Source organism: Kribbella sp. NPDC006257, from assembly GCF_040613535.1.
Classification (GTDB): Bacteria; Actinomycetota; Actinomycetes; order Propionibacteriales; family Kribbellaceae; genus Kribbella.
Map to the genome: position 1 here is coordinate 24,546 of NZ_JBEXSJ010000051.1, position 14,910 is coordinate 39,455.

Here is a 14,910-nt window from a genome sequence, read left to right on the forward strand (position 1 = left end):
CGCGGGCCAATCGGAGAGGAAGGCCGATGTCCGCACTGGCAATCGACTTCACCCAACCGTTCGAGGATGCCTTCAGCAAGTTGCTCGGGTTCATTCCGAACCTGCTCGGCGGGCTGGTCATCCTGGTGATCGGCTACATCGTCGCGCGGGTTCTCGGGAAGCTGGTCGGGAAGCTGCTCGGCCGGGTCGGTTTCGACCAATGGATGGAACGCGCCGGGGTCTCCGGCGTCCTGCAGCGCTCCGGTACGGGGCTGACGGCCTCGGCGATGCTCGGCCAGGTTGTGTTCTGGTTCGTGTTCCTGATCAGCTTCACGATGTTCGCCTCCGCGCTCGGCGTACCGGAGATCTCGAACTTCATGAGCGACATGCTCGGCTATATCCCGCGGATCTTCGCTGCCATTGTGATCGTCTGCCTGGCGGCGCTGTTCGCGAATTTCCTGGCAGCGATCATTCGGGGTGCCACCGGGAACGAGACGCTGGCGAAGGTCGGGAAGTACGCGATTCTGGTGTACGCGGCTTTTGCTGCGCTGACGCAGCTGGGTATTGCTGTTCAGCTCACCGGCAATACGTTGCTGATCGTGCTCGGTGGTGCCGCACTGGCGCTCGGCCTCGCTTTCGGCCTCGGGGGCCGCGAGCTGGCGGCGCAGGCTCTGCAGACTCTCTTCGAGCGCGGTTCCGCAATGAAGGCTGCTGCTGACGCCAATGGCGCTGCCTCGAACGGCATGGCTGGTCAGGCATATGCCCAGAACCAGGCCGGCTATGACCAGGGCGGCTATGACCCGGCGCAGAGCCGGGGTGGGTACGCCTCGGGTCAGGGGCAGGCCGGTTATCCGGCTGAGCAGGGCAGCGCCGAGGCGCCGTACCCGGCCGCCCACGGTGCCCAGCACGCCGCCGGCTGGTCCAACGGAACTGGTTCCAATGGCACCACCGGTTCCAACGGCACGAGCGGTGCCGGCGGCAACTGGCCCGGTGGCGGCGAAAACCGGTAGACCCCTCCGGGCCGGACTGGGCCACCTCCCACCGCCCGGCCTGAGGCAGACAGCGGGCTCGATCGAATCCAATCGAGCCCGCTGTCCCCAACTCCGGGGCGCGCTCCCCATCGCATTCACGCCCGGACGCCGGGCCCCGCGCATGGCGGGTCAGGCCGGTGGGCGGCCGAGTCCGCGTGCGGCGTACAGGCCGAGCGCGTACGCAGTACGGGGCGAGCCGGTGCGCGTAGTGCGTGCTGAGCTTGCGTATGTCGTACGTGGGCTGGCTGTTAGCTCTCGGTGGTGTCGGGGCCGGCTCGGCGGACGTCTTCTACCTTGGTCATGGCGTCGCGGAGTTCGGCTAGCCAGTTCTCGCTGTGCTGGGCGACGAGCTTGACGCACCAGCCGAGGGCGTCGCTGCGGGAGCGTGCCACGCCGGCGTCGACGAGCGTGTCCAGCACTTGGCGCTCGGGCTGCCGGAGCCGCGTCATCACCGGTGCGGACAGCGACGTGAAGACCGTGCGGGTCTCGCCGGCCTGGACGCCCCAGGCGACCTTCTTGCGGGTCGCGTGCTCGAGTTCGCGGGCGATCTCGATCCGCTTCTCCCGGGTGTCCTCCCGGAACTGCTTGATCCGGCCCTCCTCGGCGGCGGAGCGCTCAGCCGCGCTGACCTCGCCGTTCTGCTGTGGAGCCGGAATCTTGCCGACCACGAGGATCTCGTCGCGGTCGATACTCACCTCTGGTTCGCCGTCGAACCAGTCCGAGGGGAGCCGGCCGGTCAGCCAACCCCTCACTCGCTCACCCTCTTGCTGTGTACTCATGTAATCATGATTACATCCCAGTCAAGCCCAGGCCACGACAAGGCCCCACAAGCTCATACCTTGTGGGGCCGCCGACTTTTCTACCAGCCACGACCAAGCCGCCAGACGAGCAACACGCGAACACGACTGGACGGTCAGGCTGCGGCGCGTTGTAGGCGGGCCTCGGCCTGGTTGAGGAGGGCGGTTAGGGCGGTGGGTGGGTGGTTCCAGAGGATCTCGGCGCGGGCGTTGTGCAGGGCGGGCCAGAGGCTGGCTGCCCAGGCGATCTCTAGCTCGTCGGTGGTGAAGGCGGTGCCGCGTTCGTGCTGGTAGGCGTCGAGGAACGCCTCGGAGCTGGCGAGGGGGGGCAAGGGTCGGCGTCTCGTTGCTGGCGAAGGCTCCGGATGCGGCGCCGGCCAGGGCGGCTTCCGGTAGCCAGGCGATGCTGTCCCAGTCGTGTACGACGTGAGGTTGGGAACCGTTCCAGCGGAGATTCTGCGCCTCCCAGTCGGCGTGCCCGAGCACGTGCTGCAGCGTTGAAGCCAGCAGGCGCTTCCTTGCTCGGCCAGCGATGGTGACCAGGTCGCCCGGCAACGAGTCCGCTCCTGGCCGACGGTCATGCAACGCGTTCGGCGGCCAGTAGCCAGGACCGTCGTGATCCCACCGGACCCACTCCGGATTGGGCAGCGGCGGCGGGAGCTTCAGCCGACTGGTTACCCGGGTGACAGCGGCGTACAAGCGTGCCGATCGCTCAGCCGCAGCACCGTCGGTGGCGCGCTCGCTCTCCCCGCCCGGTAGCCACTCCTCAGCGTGTACTGCGAAGCCGTCCACTGCCTTGACTTCGGTGAGCAGCCGGGCGCACGGCAGTCCCGCCGCAGCGACAGTCGCTTGCACGGCCAGACAGGTAGTCGCTCGCCCGGTCGGATCGGGCCGGCGCTTGACCACGACCTCCCGGCCGTCCGTCAGTCGCAGAGCCGTCACGTCCGACATCACTGAAGCCGCCATCAGCTGCTTGACCGGCACAGCTCCCAACTCCGCCTCGCACCAGTCCCGCAACCACTCTTCGACAACCTCGCTCGCCACGTCAACGCCTCCTCTGCCGGTTGCACAGCACGGTAAGGGGCAGCGGTTGGCGTTGCGGGCGGGGTGGGTGGGAAGGTTGGCGGGTGAGTCCTATGGCGTTGGGTGATCTGGTGGCTGCGGACTGGGCTGAGGCGTTGGAGCCGGTTCAGGACACTGTGGCGAAGATGGGGGAGTTCCTGCGGGCGGAGATCGCGGCCGGGCGGCCGTATCTACCGGCGGGCGAGAATGTGTTGCGGGCCTTCAAGCAGCCGTTGGAGCAGGTGAAGGTGCTGGTGGTGGGGCAGGATCCCTATCCGACGCCGGGGCATCCGGTGGGTTTGAGCTTCTCAGTGGCGCCCGATGTGCGGCCGATTCCGCGCAGCCTGGCGAACATCTACAAAGAGTTGATGGCGGATCTGGGCGTGCCGGCGCCGTCCAACGGTGACCTGACGCCGTGGGCCGAGCAGGGTGTGTTGATGCTGAACAGGGTGCTCACGGTGCAGCCGGGGAAGTCCGGATCGCATCGGGGCAAGGGTTGGGAAGCCGTTACTGAGCAGGCGATTCACGCGTTGGTGAAGCGTGGTGGGCCGCTGGTGGCGCTGCTGTGGGGGAGGGACGCGCAGACGCTCAAGCCGATGCTCGGCAGTACGCCGTACGTCGAGAGCGCACACCCGAGTCCGATGTCAGCTGACCGCGGCTTCTTCGGCTCACGCCCGTTCAGTCGAGTGAACGCGTTGCTGATCGAACAAGGCGGCACCCCAGTCGACTGGCGACTCCCTTAGTGCGCAAGTCGGTGGTGAAGCTGTCCCAACCCCCGGGACGAGTACGGCGGACCTTCGCCGCCGTGGCAGCGGTGTTGTTTGCCGTCCGCCTGATCGTCGAGCCCAGTGTGCGGAACGCCCTGTGGGCTCTCATCCTGTGCCCGATCTTGGTCGCCATCGCCGTCCAGCCGAAAGGTTTGCATGACGGGCGAAGCTGGGCTTGGCAGCAGCGCCATCCCGTACTTCTCGGACTCGCCGCGGCCTCGTTCGCCGGAATCTTCGCGTACCTGCTTTTGCCGATGTCCTTGGATGCTTGGCTGAGTGTTGCTATCTCCGCCGCACTTGGGGTCGCCTATGGCTTGTTGGTTGTCGTCCTGGGGCGGCGGCGTTACCGGGCTGGTTGAGGGGTGCCGGTCCAGCTGTGCCAGAGGTGGGCGTAGCGGGTGTTGGCGGCTAGCAGGTCGGTGTGGGTGCCGGACTCTACGATGCGGCCGTGGTCCAGGACGATGATGCGGTCGGCTTGCTCGGCTTGGGTGAGGCGGTGGGCGACGATGAGGGTCGTGCGGCCTTCGGTGGCGGCGGCACTGGCTCGTTCTAGGTCTCGGGCGCCGGAGCTGCCTGCTTCTGCGGTGGCTTCGTCCAGTACTGCGACCGCCGGGTCCGCGAGCACGAGGCGGGCCAGCGCGACCTGCTGTGACTGGGCGCCGGTCAGTTGATGGCCGTTCTCACCGACCGCGGTGTCCAGGCCCTCTGGTAGCGCTCGGACCCAAGCGAGTGCACCAACCTTCGACAACGCTGCCTCGACTTCATCAACAGTCGCAGAAGTCCTAGCAAGTCGTACGTCGTCAACCAGTGGCCCCGAGAACACATGGATCTCCTGGCTGAGCAGCGCAACCTGCGCTCGTGTACGCGACTCACCAAGCTCCTGGATGTCCACACCACCCAGCAGAACCTTTCCGGCAGTCGGCACCAGTACGCCGGCCGCGATAGCAGCCAGCGTCGTCTTCCCAGCCCCGCTGGCGCCGACTAGAGCAACCCGCTCGCCTGGCTCCAGCCGTAGGTTCACGCTGTCGACCACGATCGGTCCGTCGTAAGAGTGGCTCACAGCAACTAGTTCCAGCGACGCGTCGGCAGGGCCGGGACCAGGAGGTGGTTCCTCGAGTGACGGAAGCTCCAGTACGCCGACTAGTCGCGCCAACCCGGCAGCGGCAGTCTGCACCTGGTCGAACTGCATCAGCAGCGACCCGATCGGGTTGAACAACCTGTGGAAGTACAGCGCAGCCGCAGTCGTCGCACCGACCGTCACCGCGCCGCCGCGAACCAGGAAGAACCCCGCGACGAGGATCGCGCAGAGCCCGGTCAGCTCGGCATGGTTGATCCGCGACGAGAAGAAGCTGAAGATCTTGAACACCTGCAGGGAAAGGTCGCGTGCCGTCGCCGAGCGATCGCGGATCTGCTCCAGTTGCGCATCCTCCAACTGGTAAGCCCGCACAGTCGCAGAGCCACGCAATGAGGCGATGATCGTCTCCGACCGTTCGCCCATCGCCACCCGCTCGCGACTGTAGAACGGTGCCGAGCGCGGCAGGTACCAACGCAACGCCAGCAAGTACATCGGTACTGCCAACATCCCGGCCAACCCAAGTCGCCAGTCCAACGCGAACATCCCCGCAGCCGTCAGCACAATCGTCAACGATGCAGACAACAGCACGGGACCGACCTCGGTCAGTGCAGCAGCTACAGCCGACACGTCATCACCGACACGAGACAGCAGGTCGCCCGTTCGTACCTTGTCCAAAACAGGCGCAGGTAGTTGCAGAACGCGATCCATCACCTGCTCCCGCAACCGCGCGAGCACCGTCTCGCCAACCCTCGCCACTAGCGTCACACCCACAGCAGTGAGCGCCCCGGACAAGACAGCGGCACCACCGATCAAGATGACAACCCGTACTACGGAATCTTGCGAAGCGCCGTCGGAGATGTCGTCCACGAGCACACCAAGTGCCCACGGTGCCACCAGCCCTGCCGCACTGGCCAAGGTGATCACGACCGCAGCAACAACAGACAACCCCGGAAGTCGCCGGATCTCCTTCCACAGCACAGTCCAGGTCGCCTTCGACCCCGCAACAGGAAGCAGTTCGGACGAACTCATCGGAGTACTGCTTCCTGGTAGGCGGGATCGTTGTTGGCTAGTTCTGCGTGCCGGCCGTTGGTGGTCACGGTTCCCTCCGAGACAACCAGGATCCGGTGCATCCTTCCCAGCAAGGCAGGGCTGCTCGTCAGCATCAGCGTCGCCAAGCCAGCGCGAGCCTCGACCAAGCCGGAGGCCAAGCTCTCCTCGGTGACCGCGTCAACCGCGGTACTGGGATCGTGCAGCACCAGCACAGGCGGTTCGGCCAGCAGTGCACGAGCGAGTCCGAGTCGCTGGCGTTGTCCACCGGAAAGGGTCCGACCGCGATCGGCCACGGGTGAGTCAAGACCCTCTGCGACCACATCAGACGCAGCAGCGGCAGAGACCGCAGCCTCCAACGAAGAGTCTGTCGCCGAGCGCCCAGCAAGAAGGTTCGTCCGAAGTGTCCCCTCGAAGAGGTCCGTGTCGTGCTGCTCGACCAGCAGCGACCGGCGTACGAGATCTATGTCGAGCTCCTCGACAGGAGTACCACCGACAACAACTCGGCCCGACGTAGGAAGAGCACGGCCGGCAAGGATCGCCAGTAGTGAGTCAGCGTCGCGCGGGTCGTAGCAGAGCACACCCAGCGACTCGCCTGCTTCAAGAGACAAGCTGAAGTCAGCGAGCGACCTGTAGCTCACCTTCTCCAGTGCTAGCAACGGCTGAGAAGGATCCAGCACAACACCGGTACCAGTAGGGATCAGCGCAGGAGAGCCCAGTACGTCGGCCAGTCGCCCAGCGGACGCCCGAGCAACCGCGGCCAGCTGCCCGCAGTACCCGAGGATCCCTACTGGTTCAGCAACGAACTGTGCGAGGCCGACGACCGTGATGAACTCGCCGATGGTGATCCGGCCGTTCAGGGCGAACCACCCTGCAACACCGGCCACCGCTGCGAGCAGTAGACCACCAGCGGCTGTAGTGACGCCGTCCTGCAGACCATTGGTGTTCGCAGCTCGCAGTGTCGCCTTCAACGTCGCCTGACTAGACCGCCGGTATCGCTCAGCCGCGTTGTGCTGAGCACCGATGCCCCGCAGAGTCCGTAGGCCGCTCACCAAGTCGGTGGCGAGCGCAGTGGAGGAAGCTACGGCCGCCTGTTGCGATGACGTCCGCCTAGTGAGCAGTGGTGAGAGCGACTGGATCCCCAGCACCAGCAGCGGCACGCCGATGACAACACCGAGCCCTAGCGGTACGTCGACCAGCAGGAGCGCTACCGAGGACACGGCAAGCGCAGTAGTGCCGGCGAAGCCGAGTGAGACGGCACGTAGTACGAGGGAGGCCTTCTCGGCGTCGGAGGTGGCAATGGAGAGCAGTTCGCCGGCCTTCATGCCGGTCTGGTGACCGCGGGGATCCAGGACGCGCTTGGTGATCTCCAGGCGAAGCAGGTGGGTCTCGTACTCGATCGCTCGGACTACCTGGCGAGCACCCGTCTTCCAGGCGTTCGAGAGAACGGCGAAGAGGGCGAAGAGCATCAGTACGCACCACAGCAGCGGCTTCAGCTCACCGGTCGAGACAGCTTGGTCGACGAAGACCCCGATCGCCACCGGAACGGCTGCCTCCGTCGCCTGATGGAGCGACAGCCAGAAGACACCAAGAGCCAGTCGGCCACGGTGCCGCCGGACAGCTCGGCGCAAGACCTGCCCCGACGACATCGCCACAGAACAAACCCCTCACAAAGTTAAGTTAGGGCATCCTAACTTGCTGACCAGGTCGCCCAACCGTGACCTGCTCATCGATTGACAGTGCCGGGATATCTCCGTACGGTCTCGCGTTAATAGGAAAGTTTCCTAACAGTTCGGGAGCGAGGGAGGCAGGGTCGTGGCAAGCACCCCGGGCACGCCCCGTCTGCTCCGCGCGATGAACGATCGCTCCGCCCTCGACCTACTGCTCACCGAGGGCCCGCTGTCCCGCACCACCCTCGGAAATCTCACCGGACTCTCCAAGCCGACCGCCTCCCAGCTCCTCGCGCGGCTGGAGAGCGCCGGCCTCGTCCGCGCCAGCGGCACCAGCGGCGGCCGCCCCGGCCCCAACGCCCAGCTCTACGAGATCAACGGCGGCTTCGCGTACGTCGCCGGCCTCGACGTCACCCCGGCCCGCTTCCGGGCCGCCGTCGCGGACCTCACCGGCAAGGTCGTCGGCACCTTCGAGCTGCCGACTCCCGGCCGGAGCGCGAAGGGCACGGTCGAGCGGGTGGTCAAGACGATCGACGGCGCCCTCGGCGAAGCCGGGCTGAGCAAGGACCGCCTGCACCGCGTCTCCATCGGCACCCCCGGTGGTTTCGACCCGACCACCGGCCGCCTCAGGTATGCGACCCACCTCCCCGGCTGGCACGCGCCGCACCTGCTCGACGAGCTCGCCGAAGCCATCGCAGTACCGCTCGAGGTCGAGAATGACGTGAACCTCGCCGCCGTCGCCGAGCGGCAGGTCGGGCACGCCCGGGACAGCGACAACTTCGTCCTGCTCTGGGGCGAGGAAGGCATCGGGGCCGCGATCGTGATCGGCGGCCGGCTGCTCCGCGGTGCGACCGGCGGCGCCGGCGAGGTCGCCTTCCTGCCACTGCCCGGTACGCCGCTCGTCCGCAACGTCGGCCGCAACAACGCCGGTGGTTTCCAGGAACTCGCCGGTGGCGAGCCGGTCCTCGACCTGGCCCGCTCACTTGGCCTCAAGGCCCGTACGCCGGAAGCCGCGATCGCCGGCGCGCTGCAGATCCCCGGGCCCGGCGACACCTTGCTGAACGAGTTCGCGCATCGCCTCGCCGTCGGTCTGGCCGCGATCGTCGCCGTGGTCGACCCGGAGCTGATCGTGCTCTCCGGCGGCGTCATCACGGCCGGCGGCGAGCGGCTGCGCGGCCTGGTCCAGGACGAACTCGCCGAGCTCGCAGTGCCGCGACCCCGGCTGCTCATGACCGCCATCCACACCGATCCCGTTCTCGCCGGGGCCCTGCAGTCCGCCCTGGCCACTACCCGCGACGCAGTCTTCGACACTGCCGGATCGACGAGCGGGGGCAGTACCGACTAGACCGCCACAGAAACCCACCCGCTACGGACAAGGACGCCCTTGCGCCGGTGGATCCGCACACCCTCATGCACGCCAGATCAGGAGACACGGAATGCCCCGAGTTCACCGAGCCGTCCTCGCCGCCGCGGCGATCGCGCTGCTCAGTACCGCCTGCACCGGTACGTCGGCCGCGCCGAAGGCCAGCGACGACGCCACCAAGGAGACCACGATCACCTTCTGGCACGGCTGGAGCGCGCCGAGCGAGGTGGCCGCCATCGACGCCAACGTGAAGGCGTTCGAGGCGAAGTTCCCGAACATCAAGGTCAAGGTGGTCGGCAACATCGCCGACGACAAGATCAAGCAGGCGCTGCGCGTCGGCGGCCCGAACTCGCCCGACGTGGTCTCCTCGTTCACCACCGACAACGTCGGAACGTTCTGCGCGTCGCATGTATTCGCGGACCTCAAGCCCTTTCTGGATAAGTCCGGCATCGACCTGGACAAGACGTTCCCGAAGCCGCTGCAGGACTACACCCAGTTCCAGGGCACCCGCTGCACACTGCCGCTGCTGAACGATGCGTACGGCCTGTACTACAACAAGGACGCGTTCAAGGCGGCCGGGATCGCCGCCCCGCCGAAGACCCTGTCCGAGTTCGACGCGGCCGCGAAGAAGCTCACCAAGGTCAAGGGCGACAGCTTCTCGCAGCTCGGCTTCATGCCGAACTTCCACGGCTTCGAGTCGACCACCACGCACTTCGCGGCGCAGTGGAACCCGACCTACTTCACCGCCGAGGGCAAGTCGAACCTGGCCGCCGACCCAGCCTTCGCGAGCATGCTGAAGTGGCAGGGCAACCTGGTCAAGGAGCTCGGCGGCTTCGCCAAGCTGGAGAAGTACCGGGCCACCTTCGGCGACGAGTTCGGCGCCAAGAACCCGTTCCACACCGGCCAGGTCGCGATGGCGATCGACGGCGAGTGGCGGCTCGGGATGGCCAAGGAAGCCGGCGTCAAGTTCGACATCGGCGTCGCGCCCTTCCCGGTCCCCGACGACCAGGCCGACACCTACGGCAAGGGCTACCTGTCCGGCACGATCATCGGCATCGCGAACACCAGCCAGAAGCAGAACGCTGCCTGGGAGCTCACCAAGTTCATGACGACCGACACCGACGCGGTGGTCAGCTTCGCGAACGCGATCCACAACGTGCCGTCCACGCTCGACGCGCTGAAGTCGCCCAAGCTCACCGCGGACGAGAACTTCAAGACGTTCCTCGAGATCGCCCAGCACCCGAAGAGCAGCACGACGCCGGCCAGCTCGAACGGCGGCGCCTACCAGCTCACCCTGCAGGACTTCGCCTACGCCTTCGAGTCCGGCAAGGAGACCGACCTTGCGGCAGGCCTGGCCAAGACGGACGCGCAGGTCGACAAGGACATCGCGCAGGCCAAGTGATGACAGCTACCACGATCGCACCGAGCCGCAGGCTCAGGCCCAGCGAGGGCCTGCGGCGGAAACGCCGCGGCGAACGCCTGCGGAATCTCGCCTTCCTCTCACCCTGGCTGATCGGCGTCGGCGTCTTCTTCCTCTACCCGCTGATCTCGACGGTCTACTTCAGCTTCATGAAGTACGACGGGTTCACGGCGCCCACCTGGGTCGGGCTGAAGAACTGGACCTACGTCTTCACCGACTACCCGTTCTTCTGGCCGGCGCTGCGTAACACGCTCTGGCTGGTCATCGTGATGGTGACGCTGCGAGTCCTTTTCGGACTCGGCATCGGCCTGCTGATCACCAAGGTGAAGACTGGCGCCGGATTCTTCCGGACCGCCTTCTACCTGCCCTACCTGGCGCCGCCGGTGGCCGCGACGATGGCGTTCGCGTTCCTGCTCAACCCGGGCACCGGGCCAGTGAACAACATCCTCGGCTCGCTCGGGCTGCCACAGCCGGGCTGGTTCAACGACCCGCAGTGGTCGAAGCCGGCGCTGACTCTCCTGGCTCTGTGGGGAATCGGCGACCTGATGGTGATCTTCATGGCCTCGCTGCTCGACGTACCGCAGGAGCAGTACGAAGCCGCCTCGCTCGACGGTGCCGGCTGGTGGCAGCGGTTCCGCTTCGTCACCATGCCGAACATCCAGCCGATCGTGCTGTTCGCGGTGATCACCGGCGTGATCCAGACCATGCAGTACTACACCCAGCCGCTGATCGCCGGAAAGGTGGCAAGCGGTGTGATCGGTGGCTCGGGGCAACAGTTCGAGCCGGGGTATCCGGACAAGTCGACGCTGACCCTGCCGCAACTCGTGTACCACTTGGGGTTCCAGCGGTTCGACACCGGTGGTGCCTGTGTGATCGCGCTGGTGCTGTTCGCGCTGGCGATGGTGTTCACGGCGTTCCTGATGCGCCGCGGCAGTGGCTTCCTGGCCACGGACGACTGAGGGACTGCTTGCCATGAGCAACTTACTGATCGATCGTGAACTGGATCTGCCGATCACGACTCCGCCGGGCCTGACCGCGGCGGGGCGCGCGGTACGGCGTACGAGGTTCCTGAACTGGGTCGCCGTCCACTCGCTGGCGATCGCGGCGGCGTTGTTCTTCGTGTTGCCGTTCGTGTTCGTCTTCCTGACCGCGCTGATGAGCGACCAGCAGGCGCTGACCAGGAACCTCTGGCCGGACAGCTGGCACTGGGAGAACCTGCGGACCGTCTGGGAGACGCCAGGCTTCCTCACCTGGTGGAAGAACACCCTTCTGTACGCCGGGTTGGGCACCGCGTTGACCTTGCTCTCCAGCATCCCGGTCGCCTATGCGCTCGCGCGCTTCAAGTTCCGCGGACGTAACTTCGCCATGCTGCTGGTGATCTCCACGATGATGCTGCCGCCCCAGGTCGTGATCGTGCCGATGTACCTGTTCTGGGCCAAGCAGCTGCACCTGGCCGGGACGTTGTGGCCGCTGATCATCCCGATGGCGTTCACCGACGCATTCTCGATCTTCCTGCTCCGCCAGTTCCTGCTGACCATCCCGAAGGAGTACGTCGACGCTGCCAAGGTGGACGGCTGCAGCGACTTCAAGGCGCTCGTCCGGGTCATCCTGCCGATGGCGAAGCCGGCCATCGCGGCGGTCGCGTTGTTCCAGTTCTTCTATTGTTGGAACGACTACTTCGGACCACAGATCTACGCCAGCGAGAATCCGGCCGCCTGGACCCTCAGCTACGGCCTGGAGTCCTTCAAGGGCGCCCACCACACCAACTGGAACCTCACCATGGCAGCGACCCTGCTGGTGATGGCGCCGGTGATCATCCTGTTCTTCTTCGCCCAAAAGGCCTTCATCGAAGGCGTCACACTCACAGGGGTCAAAGGTTGAAACTCACAGTCGTCGGTGGCGGATCCACCTATACGCCTGAACTCATCGACGGGTTCGCCCGGTTGCGCGACTCGCTCCCGGTCACCGAACTGGTCCTGGTCGATCCGGCCAAGGACCGGCTCGACCTGGTCGGTGGGCTCGCGCAACGCATCTTCGCCAAGCAGGGGCACCCGGGCCGGGTCGTCACCACGTCCAACCTGGACGAGGGGATCGAAGGCGCGGACGCCGTTCTCCTGCAGCTCAGAGTCGGCGGGCAGGCCGCGCGGAACCAGGACGAGACCTGGCCGCTCGACTGCGGTTGCGTCGGTCAGGAGACGACCGGCGCGGGCGGCCTGGCCAAGGCGCTGCGCACGGTTCCCGTCGTACTGGACATCGCCGAGCGGGTCCGCAGGACCAACCCGGACGCGTGGATCATCGACTTCACCAATCCGGTCGGGATCGTCACCCGCGCGTTGCTGACCGAGGGGCACAAGGCCGTCGGCCTGTGCAACGTGGCGATCGGGTTCCAGCGCCGGTTCGCCAAGTTCCTCGGCGTCACGCCGGAGGAGGTCGCGCTCGACCACATCGGGCTGAACCACCTCACCTGGGAACGCGCCGTCACGGTGAACGGCGAGAACGTGCTGCCGAAGCTGCTCGCCGCACACGGCCAGGAGCTGGCCGACGACCTGCACCTGCCGCGTGAGCTGTTGCTGCAGCTCGGCGTCGTCCCGTCGTACTACCTGCGTTACTACTACGCGCACGACGAGGTGGTCCGCGAGCTGCTCACCAAGCCGTCGCGTGCTGCCGAGGTGGCGAAGATCGAGCAGGAGCTGCTCGACCTGTACGCCGATCCGACGCTGGACGAGAAGCCTGCGTTGCTGGAGCAGCGCGGTGGCGCCTACTACTCGGAGGCGGCGGTAGCACTCGCGTCATCGCTGCTGAACGACACCGGTGACGTCCAGGTCGTCAACACCCTGAACAACGGGGCGCTGCCGTTCCTCCCGGACGACGCGGTGATCGAGGTGCCGGCAACAGTCGGTGCTGCCGGTACGACGCCGCTGCCGATCTCGCCCCTCGAACCGTTGTACGCGGGGCTGGTGGCCAACGTCACGGCGTACGAGAATCTAGCTCTGGACGCTGCGTTGAAGGGTGGTGCGGAGAGGGTGTTCAACGCACTGCTGGCGCATCCACTCGTCGGGCAGATCGAGTATGCGAACGCCTTGACCGACAAGCTGCTCGCGCACAACCGCGAGTACCTTCCGTGGGCATGACGATGACGAGTGGGGTGCAGGTGCCGGGAGGTGTGCTCGCCTTCGACGCCGGCAACAGCAAGACCGACGTGGCCCTGGTGTCCGCGGACGGGCGAGTGCTCGGTACTGCGCGGGGTGGTGGCTTCGAGCCGCACGTCGTCGGCGCGTTCGCTGCTGTCGAGGCCCTTGCTCCGCTGGTCGCTGCGGCGGCTCTTGAAGCAGGGTTGATCATTGGCGAGGTGCCGTTGGTGCAGCAGATCTCTGCTTGTATGGCGAACGCGGATCTGCCGATCGAGGAAGAGCGGATCACAGCAGCGTTTGAACAGTTCGGCTGGGCCGAGTCTGTGTACGTCACGAACGACACGTTCGCTCTGCTGCGTTCCGGGGTTGATGAGCCTCGGGGCGTGGCTGTTGTGTGCGGTGCAGGGATCAACTGCGCTGGTCTGCTGCCTGATGGTCGTACTGCGAGGTTTCCGGCGGTCGGCAAGATCTCTGGGGACTGGGGTGGCGGGCAGCAATTGGCGGACGAAGCGTTCTGGGCTGCGGCGCGAGCTGATGACGGTCGTGGACCTGCTACTGCGCTGACGACTGCCTTGCCTGCGCACTACGGCGTCGGGTCGATGACTGCGTTGATCGAAGCAGTGCACCTTGGAGACATCCCCTTCGTCCGTCGGTTGGAGGCGACGCCCATTCTCTTCCAGGTTGCTGCCGGTGGAGACGCGGTCGCGGCGGAAGTGGTTCGGCACCAGGCGGAAGAGGTGGTCGCTATGGCTGTCGTGGCGATGCGGCGCCTCGACCTGCTGGATGAGCCGACGGACGTGGTGCTGGGCGGCGGCGTACTGACTGCTGGGCACCCGCTGTTGATGGAACAGGTCGTGCGACTGCTGTCGGCCGCTGCTCCGAAGGCGGTGCCGCACGTGGTCGACGTACCGCCTGTCGTCGGCGCTGCGCTGCTAGGGCTCGATCGCACGAAGGCGGCTCCTACCGCGCACGCGCAACTGCGGGCGGCTTTCGCGCCACCATCGGCAGCCTGAGCCAGGCGGGTCCTGAGCCAGGGCGGTCCCGATCCGTGCGGGACCGCCCTACTGCTGTGGCGCTTTGTTCCAGCCGAAGGTGATCGAGTGGGTGGCGGGCTGGTGCCGGTCGTAGAAGCGGTGTGCGTCGACGCGTGCCATGCCGGAGTCGAGCTCCAGGTGCGAGGCGCCGTTCGCTGCCGCCCATTGCCAGGCGGCCTTGAGGAGAGCGGCGCCGGAGCCTGCTGACCTGCGGCCGGGGTCGACGGCGAGGTCCTCGACCCAGCAGCGCTGGCCGAACCGGATCGACACGAGGTCGAGATACATCGAGCAGAAGCCAACCACCTCGTCGCCGTCGACGGCCACCAGGAGGTTGCTGCCTTGGCCCTCGATGGTGCGGGCGATGCGGTCGGTGGCGGTCTTCGGGTCCCAGTCCTGCGGAGTGGTGCCGGGTGGCGCGAACAACCACTGATAGGCGTCGACGAGCTGGGGAATGTCTTCGGGCGTGGCTGACCGGACTTCGACAGATGGCATGCCTGTCAGTCTGGTGGCCGGCCGGTGATCTCCTACAGATCC

Annotated in this window: 14 protein-coding genes; 9 read left to right on the forward strand and 5 right to left on the reverse strand. The window is 66.4% G+C overall.

Going from position 1 to position 14,910, the window contains the following annotated elements; translation table 11 throughout:
* Window positions 1-26 precede the first annotated feature (26 nt).
* Window positions 27-989 carry a hypothetical protein gene (locus ABZ004_RS37535; protein ID WP_355686619.1) on the forward strand — a complete coding sequence of 321 codons (963 nt, stop codon included), beginning with the start codon at window positions 27-29 and terminating at the stop codon, window positions 987-989.
* A 269-nt stretch (window positions 990-1,258) separates the two neighbouring features.
* On the opposite strand, the gene ABZ004_RS37540 is transcribed toward ABZ004_RS37535, so the two are convergent.
* Both ABZ004_RS37540 and ABZ004_RS37545 read right to left on the reverse strand, forming a co-directional pair.
* Window positions 1,259-1,789, reverse strand: coding sequence for a hypothetical protein (locus tag ABZ004_RS37540; RefSeq protein ID WP_355686620.1), 531 nt, complete (start codon window positions 1,787-1,789; stop codon window positions 1,259-1,261).
* A 134-nt stretch (window positions 1,790-1,923) separates the two neighbouring features.
* Window positions 1,924-2,139 (reverse strand): hypothetical protein, encoded by a 216-nt coding sequence (locus ABZ004_RS37545; protein WP_355686622.1) that lies wholly within the window; start codon window positions 2,137-2,139, stop codon window positions 1,924-1,926.
* Window positions 2,140-2,943: 804 nt separating this feature from the next.
* Between ABZ004_RS37545 and ABZ004_RS37550 the strand changes: the two genes are divergently transcribed.
* Both ABZ004_RS37550 and ABZ004_RS37555 read left to right on the forward strand, forming a co-directional pair.
* On the forward strand, window positions 2,944-3,612 hold the full coding sequence (locus tag ABZ004_RS37550) for a uracil-DNA glycosylase (protein WP_355686660.1): 669 nt from the start codon (window positions 2,944-2,946) through the stop codon (window positions 3,610-3,612).
* Window positions 3,612-3,995: a hypothetical protein gene (locus ABZ004_RS37555; protein ID WP_355686623.1), complete on the forward strand. Its 384-nt coding sequence runs from the start codon at window positions 3,612-3,614 to the stop codon at window positions 3,993-3,995. The genes ABZ004_RS37550 and ABZ004_RS37555 overlap by 1 nt, the downstream gene beginning before the upstream one ends.
* Here ABZ004_RS37555 and ABZ004_RS37560 read toward each other — a convergent pair.
* Window positions 3,980-5,740, reverse strand: a complete 1,761-nt coding sequence (locus ABZ004_RS37560; RefSeq protein WP_355686625.1) for an ABC transporter ATP-binding protein — start codon at window positions 5,738-5,740, stop codon at window positions 3,980-3,982. The two genes, ABZ004_RS37555 and ABZ004_RS37560, sit on opposite strands and share 16 nt — an antisense overlap.
* On the reverse strand, window positions 5,737-7,407 hold the full coding sequence (locus ABZ004_RS37565) for an ABC transporter ATP-binding protein (protein ID WP_355686662.1): 1,671 nt from the start codon (window positions 7,405-7,407) through the stop codon (window positions 5,737-5,739). The genes ABZ004_RS37560 and ABZ004_RS37565 overlap by 4 nt, the downstream gene beginning before the upstream one ends.
* Window positions 7,408-7,573: 166 nt before the next feature.
* Between ABZ004_RS37565 and ABZ004_RS37570 the strand changes: the two genes are divergently transcribed.
* From ABZ004_RS37570 to ABZ004_RS37595, 6 genes are all read left to right on the forward strand, one after another.
* Window positions 7,574-8,773 (forward strand): ROK family transcriptional regulator, encoded by a 1,200-nt coding sequence (locus ABZ004_RS37570; protein WP_355686627.1) that lies wholly within the window; start codon window positions 7,574-7,576, stop codon window positions 8,771-8,773.
* 91 nt (window positions 8,774-8,864) lie between these two features.
* Window positions 8,865-10,193 carry an ABC transporter substrate-binding protein gene (locus tag ABZ004_RS37575; protein ID WP_355686628.1) on the forward strand — a complete coding sequence of 443 codons (1,329 nt, stop codon included), beginning with the start codon at window positions 8,865-8,867 and terminating at the stop codon, window positions 10,191-10,193.
* Window positions 10,193-11,170 (forward strand): sugar ABC transporter permease, encoded by a 978-nt coding sequence (locus ABZ004_RS37580; protein ID WP_355686630.1) that lies wholly within the window; start codon window positions 10,193-10,195, stop codon window positions 11,168-11,170. Before ABZ004_RS37575 ends, ABZ004_RS37580 begins: the two co-directional genes overlap by 1 nt.
* Window positions 11,171-11,183: 13 nt before the next feature.
* The gene (locus ABZ004_RS37585) at window positions 11,184-12,092 is read left to right on the forward strand and encodes a carbohydrate ABC transporter permease (protein ID WP_355686632.1); all 909 of its coding nucleotides are present in this window, start codon (window positions 11,184-11,186) and stop codon (window positions 12,090-12,092) included.
* Window positions 12,089-13,342: a 6-phospho-beta-glucosidase gene (locus tag ABZ004_RS37590; protein WP_355686633.1), complete on the forward strand. Its 1,254-nt coding sequence runs from the start codon at window positions 12,089-12,091 to the stop codon at window positions 13,340-13,342. The genes ABZ004_RS37585 and ABZ004_RS37590 overlap by 4 nt, the downstream gene beginning before the upstream one ends.
* A complete protein-coding gene (locus ABZ004_RS37595; RefSeq protein WP_355686635.1) occupies window positions 13,339-14,355 on the forward strand; it encodes a BadF/BadG/BcrA/BcrD ATPase family protein in 1,017 nt (338 codons plus the stop codon). The genes ABZ004_RS37590 and ABZ004_RS37595 overlap by 4 nt, the downstream gene beginning before the upstream one ends.
* A gap of 48 nt (window positions 14,356-14,403) precedes the next feature.
* On the opposite strand, the gene ABZ004_RS37600 is transcribed toward ABZ004_RS37595, so the two are convergent.
* On the reverse strand, window positions 14,404-14,868 hold the full coding sequence (locus ABZ004_RS37600) for a GNAT family N-acetyltransferase (protein ID WP_355686636.1): 465 nt from the start codon (window positions 14,866-14,868) through the stop codon (window positions 14,404-14,406).
* Window positions 14,869-14,910 lie beyond the last annotated feature (42 nt).

Bases quoted from the DNA above. Each gene is read 5' to 3' on its own strand.
- ABZ004_RS37595 (WP_355686635.1), top strand. From the start codon at position 13,339: ATGACGATGACGAGTGGGGTGCAGGTGCCGGGAGGTGTGCTCGCCTTC.
- ABZ004_RS37565 (WP_355686662.1), bottom strand. From the start codon at position 7,407: ATGTCGTCGGGGCAGGTCTTGCGCCGAGCTGTCCGGCGGCACCGTGGC.
- ABZ004_RS37540 (WP_355686620.1), bottom strand. From the start codon at position 1,789: ATGAGTACACAGCAAGAGGGTGAGCGAGTGAGGGGTTGGCTGACCGGC.
- ABZ004_RS37600 (WP_355686636.1), bottom strand. From the start codon at position 14,868: ATGCCATCTGTCGAAGTCCGGTCAGCCACGCCCGAAGACATTCCCCAG.
- ABZ004_RS37575 (WP_355686628.1), top strand. From the start codon at position 8,865: ATGCCCCGAGTTCACCGAGCCGTCCTCGCCGCCGCGGCGATCGCGCTG.
- ABZ004_RS37560 (WP_355686625.1), bottom strand. From the start codon at position 5,740: ATGAGTTCGTCCGAACTGCTTCCTGTTGCGGGGTCGAAGGCGACCTGG.
- ABZ004_RS37580 (WP_355686630.1), top strand. From the start codon at position 10,193: ATGACAGCTACCACGATCGCACCGAGCCGCAGGCTCAGGCCCAGCGAG.
- ABZ004_RS37550 (WP_355686660.1), top strand. From the start codon at position 2,944: ATGGCGTTGGGTGATCTGGTGGCTGCGGACTGGGCTGAGGCGTTGGAG.
- ABZ004_RS37585 (WP_355686632.1), top strand. From the start codon at position 11,184: ATGAGCAACTTACTGATCGATCGTGAACTGGATCTGCCGATCACGACT.
- ABZ004_RS37535 (WP_355686619.1), top strand. From the start codon at position 27: ATGTCCGCACTGGCAATCGACTTCACCCAACCGTTCGAGGATGCCTTC.